Here is a 4,095-nt window from a genome sequence, read left to right as displayed (position 1 = left end):
TCGAGGGTGCCGTCGCTCTTTGCGGTGAGGGTTGCGATCGTGGTGGCCATGGTACTGTCTCCTTCGGTTGCTCGGGACCATTCCCGATGGCGCCCGAAGAAGGGGCCGAGCCGTAGGCGTCACCGGAGCGCCAGCGCAGGGGAACCCCTTGCGGGTTGACGCTGATGGCGGCCGGTCCCTTAGAAAGGCGGCATGGAGAAAGGGAATGGTCTCACGCAACCGAAGAGCGGGACAAACCATCACGTCAGCCCGGGTCGCGGCTCTACAAGAGGGCTAGGAGCTCTTAGAGTGCCTCGCCGCCATTCTGCGTAAAGCTCTCATCCCGCTCCTAATCACCGCAAGCGAGAGGCGCGCGCCAACTGCCCAATGGTACGTTGCCAGTCGGTGAGATCGGCGCGGGCTGGAACCGCAGCGCTTCCTGCAGGCCGCAGGGCATGCCGGGTGGAGTTGTTAGCTCGAGGGGTCGAACACGTGATCCTTCGTCGACTTGCCCTGGTCCCGGTTGACGCATCCGACAGTATTCCATCGGGAGATCCAACCGTCAGCGCCCGGCCACACCGAGCGACTAGGGCCGGCTTCGTCGAGCGTTCTGCGCCGTCCCAAACGCGCCGACACATCACAAAACGGAATCCATCGGCTGCAAAGGATTCAAAACTCTCGTTGGACAGGATCGGTCCCCACGGGAATGATCCCCGGCATGAGCCGAATGTCGTTCCACCTCTACTGCCAGCGCATTGATGCCAGCCGCGACATGGCGCGCTATTACATGCTCGCGATCCAGCCTACCTTGTTCGGCGAAACCGCGGTCGTGCGCAGCTGGGGACGGATCGGCAGACGCGGCGGCGAGAGGACCGACGTGTTCGAGACCGAACGGGAAGCCATCGCGCATTTTCTCGAACTTGCGCGCCGGAAGCGTCGGAAGGGCTATAGGCCGGACCGAGGCTGCGATGCCATCGGGAATCTGATCTGATCGCGCGATGCATATCCGCGCGTTCGCGTCTTAGAGCAGCGCGGTAGCCGCCCGCGCAAAGGATCGTCACGCCTTCAGGCGCGAACACTGCACCGCAGGCTTCGTGAAGCTGGCTCGCCGGCGCAATAGAGCCCGGTCCGGCGAAAACGCCGGATGCGCCCCTCGGCCCTTGAAATTGATGGCGACACATGACATGTAAGGAACGACAGATGACGCAGGAGAAAGATCATGGCCATCGCCGCAAAAGCACCTTCCTCCGGAGCAGGCGGTGAACTGCAAAAAATTGAAGCACTGCTCGGCGGCTCGCGCATTCTGTCGCGTCGCCTGACCAATGCGCTCGACGCGCATGAGTTGCTTCTGCATGGTCTGCCTGCCTCGGCGCTGGATTACCTTGTCGGCAATCTCGTTGTCATCGCCAAGAATGAGTCCCTCGAAAAGGCGGTGGGCATGAGCTTGCGCACCTGGCAGCGGCGGAAGGACACGCCTTCCAAGCCGCTCAGCCAGGAACAGAGCGGCCGCGCTTGGAAGTTTGCTGAGATCCTCGCAAAGGCAACGGATATCTTCGGATCGCAGGCAGAAGCCGAACAATGGCTGGAGCGTCCCGCGGTCGCGCTTGATCAGCGCCGCCCGATCGATCTTCTCGGGACGCCCGCCGGCGTCGAGCTTGTCGAGGATCATCTCGACCGCCTGGAATACGGCGTCTATGCATGACTCTTTTGCCAATCGCGCTCGGCGGGACCGAACTGGTCGCGTGGCGGCTCGATCAGGTTGTCCATGCGCCGACATGGGATAGCGGGGAAGGCGCCTATCGGGTTGGCGGCCGCTGGAACAGCAAGGGGATTCACGCGGTCTACTGCTCGCTCGATCCCGCGACGGCGATCCTTGAAGTTGCGGTCCACAAGGGGTTCCGGGCGCTCGACACCGTGGCACATGTGATGACGGCAGCTGTCATTGCCGATGCCGGCGATGTCCATGTTGTCGATCCGGGAAGCGTGCCCAATCCCAGCTGGCTGCGCCTGGGCATTCCCGGCGCGGGACAACAAGCCTTCGGAAACGATCTGCTTCGACAGCATCGTTTCGTCGCGATCCCGAGCGCGGTCTCGCCGCATAGCTGGAACCTGATTTTTCTGGCAGGCGGCGCGGCGGGCGCCTATGCGCTGAAGTTCCAGGATGCTTTTGCTCTCGATACACGATTGCATCCACCCACGATATGAACGAGCCCGATTGCGTCGCCGCAACCTGCGACGCGATCTCATTACCATCCGGCTTTCCCCCGCACGAAGGAAAGCGCTCACTTGCCATCCTCCGCGGCTTGCCAGACCGGGAGTCCGAGCCGGCGGGCCTTGTCGGCGCGATTACCTGTGATGCCGGAGCCGGGAAAGATGATAACGCCGGTCGGCATGACCGAGAGCATCTCGTCATTACGACGAAAAGGAGCGGCCTTGGCGTGCTTCGGCCCAGCAGGCGGCGACGCGCTCAGGCCCTTCGGCGAGCCACCCTTGCGCTTCTAGGCGCGCAGCCTCATCTCCAATATACTGACTTTTTTAAGGTAGTATGAAACTGGAGTCCGTGCTACATTTTCGCACCCGGCTCGGCTCAGCAAAAAGTGATTGAGGGCGATGTGCGAAAGTTTCTGATCGGCGAACAGGCGTTCGATGAAGACGCTCCGGAGCTTCGGGCTCGCCTCGAACAGGCTTACACGCACAACGTCCGGCCACTTTGCCAATGCAAAGACCCGCCGCTCCCTATGTACATCGCGCGTGTCGACGCTCTCCATGTCATCAAGCGCATGCCGCTTTCGGGGCATCGTCATCACCCCGCCTGCCCTTCCTATGAGCCGCCCTACGAGCTATCGGGCCTTGGATCCTTGATCGGCAGCGCGATCCATATCGACGCAAATGGGAAAGCCGCCCTGAGGCTCGATTTTCCTCTGACAAAGAAAAGTGTACGAAACACGCCAGCGCTCTCAACGCACGCGTCTGAAGCCGCGCTCCGCAACGAGACGAAGAAGCTCTCGTTGCGCGCCGTCCTGCATTATCTCTGGGAGGCAGGGGAACTTACGGAATGGCGCGCGTCGTGGACCGGCAAGCGCGGTTGGAGCCGGGTGCGGGCAAGTCTTCTCAACGCCGCCTTGCAGATGACCGCGCAAGGGGACCCGTTAAGTGACATCCTGTTCGTGCCTGAAGTGTTTCATCAGGAGGACCGCGAGGGAATAGCGGCGCGGCGGGCGGCTGCGCTTGCTGGTGCCCACGCCTCCCGCCCGGGGCCCCGGAAGCTGATGGTGACCGTGGCGGAGGTCAAGGGGTTCGCCGCAGCCCGCGTTAGCCGGAAAATCGTCGTCCGCCACCTCCCCTTCCCCTTCATAATCGAGGAGGGTACGTGGAAGCGGTTGGGTGCCAGATACGAGACGGATCTCGAGCTCTGGCGATCGAGCGAAGACTTCCATCTTATCATGATTGCGACCTTCGGGATATCAGACACCGGGATCGCATCCATCGAGGAGATCGCCATGATGGTGGTCAACGAGAACTGGATTCCGTTCGAGAGCGTCCATGAGCAACATCTCCTGGAACGGCTTTCAAGGCTGAAGCGAAAGAGCGTGAAAGGCTTGCGTTTCAATCTCTCCCGCGAGCAACCGGTCGTTTCTGTAACCCTGCCGGAACAACGCCCGGCTCCCGTTGCAATGTTCATCGTGCCTCCCGGCGCCAGCGAAGATTTCGAGAATGCGCTGGCTGAGATGATCGACGCAATACCGGAAATCACACCCTGGATCTGGCACGTCACGGAGGGGGAGATGCCGAGGCTCCCCTGAAGCGAAAAGTCTTGATTTGCCTATGCTGACGAGGGGATTTGATCATCAGGCATATGCTCCACACCGACGGCACGGAGGATCGACGGTCTAGTGCCCTAGGCAGAGGGCCCCGCACCGCGCTCGCGAGGCTTTCGGCGCTACAGTGGTCCCCGTCTGCATGGTTGAGGAAGAGACGGCTCACGCCGCCGCCTCCTCGTCGAACTCCGGCTGCAAGGAATGCAGGTAGTCGACGGCCCGCTGCGCATGCGCTGCCGCGGAAAAGATGGCGCGCTTGTCGTTGCCAAGAACCTTAAGCCAGCCATCGAGATAGCTT

The 4,095-nt window shown here is 61.7% G+C and carries 4 protein-coding genes and 2 pseudogenes; 4 read left to right on the top strand and 2 right to left on the bottom strand.

Going from position 1 to position 4,095, the window contains the following annotated elements; translation table 11 throughout:
- Window positions 1–685: 685 nt before the first annotated feature.
- The 3 genes from AC1D2N_RS36055 to AC1D2N_RS36045 all read left to right on the top strand — a co-directional run bounded on the left by AC1D2N_RS36055 (window position 686) and on the right by AC1D2N_RS36045 (window position 2,184).
- Window positions 686–970, top strand: a complete 285-nt coding sequence (locus AC1D2N_RS36055; RefSeq protein ID WP_018517764.1) for a WGR domain-containing protein — start codon at window positions 686–688, stop codon at window positions 968–970.
- A 228-nt stretch (window positions 971–1,198) separates the two neighbouring features.
- Window positions 1,199–1,681 (top strand): type II RES/Xre toxin-antitoxin system antitoxin, encoded by a 483-nt coding sequence (parS, locus tag AC1D2N_RS36050; protein ID WP_018245181.1) that lies wholly within the window; start codon window positions 1,199–1,201, stop codon window positions 1,679–1,681.
- The gene (locus AC1D2N_RS36045) at window positions 1,678–2,184 is read left to right on the top strand and encodes an RES family NAD+ phosphorylase (protein ID WP_018245182.1); all 507 of its coding nucleotides are present in this window, start codon (window positions 1,678–1,680) and stop codon (window positions 2,182–2,184) included. Before parS ends, AC1D2N_RS36045 begins: the two co-directional genes overlap by 4 nt.
- Before the next feature lie 77 nt (window positions 2,185–2,261).
- On the opposite strand, the pseudogene AC1D2N_RS36040 reads toward AC1D2N_RS36045, so the two are convergent.
- A pseudogene (locus tag AC1D2N_RS36040) lies at window positions 2,262–2,468 on the bottom strand (hypothetical protein); the annotation flags it as partial.
- 123 nt (window positions 2,469–2,591) lie between these two features.
- Here AC1D2N_RS36040 and AC1D2N_RS36035 point away from each other — a divergent pair.
- Window positions 2,592–3,782 (top strand): DUF1173 domain-containing protein, encoded by a 1,191-nt coding sequence (locus tag AC1D2N_RS36035; RefSeq protein ID WP_026188652.1) that lies wholly within the window; start codon window positions 2,592–2,594, stop codon window positions 3,780–3,782.
- A gap of 177 nt (window positions 3,783–3,959) precedes the next feature.
- Here the strand turns inward: AC1D2N_RS36035 and AC1D2N_RS36030 are convergent.
- Window positions 3,960–4,095: pseudogene (locus AC1D2N_RS36030) on the bottom strand (antirestriction protein ArdC); the annotation flags it as partial.

Source organism: Rhizobium sp. P1_B8 (assembly GCF_056406515.1).
Note: the sequence above shows the minus strand (reverse complement) of the source record. Positions and strands in the feature narration are given on the sequence as shown.

Coding starts and splice junctions, on each gene's coding strand:
- AC1D2N_RS36055 (WP_018517764.1), top strand. CDS start 686: ATGATCCCCGGCATGAGCCGAATGTCGTTCCACCTCTACTGCCAGCGC.
- parS (WP_018245181.1), top strand. CDS start 1,199: ATGGCCATCGCCGCAAAAGCACCTTCCTCCGGAGCAGGCGGTGAACTG.
- AC1D2N_RS36045 (WP_018245182.1), top strand. CDS start 1,678: ATGACTCTTTTGCCAATCGCGCTCGGCGGGACCGAACTGGTCGCGTGG.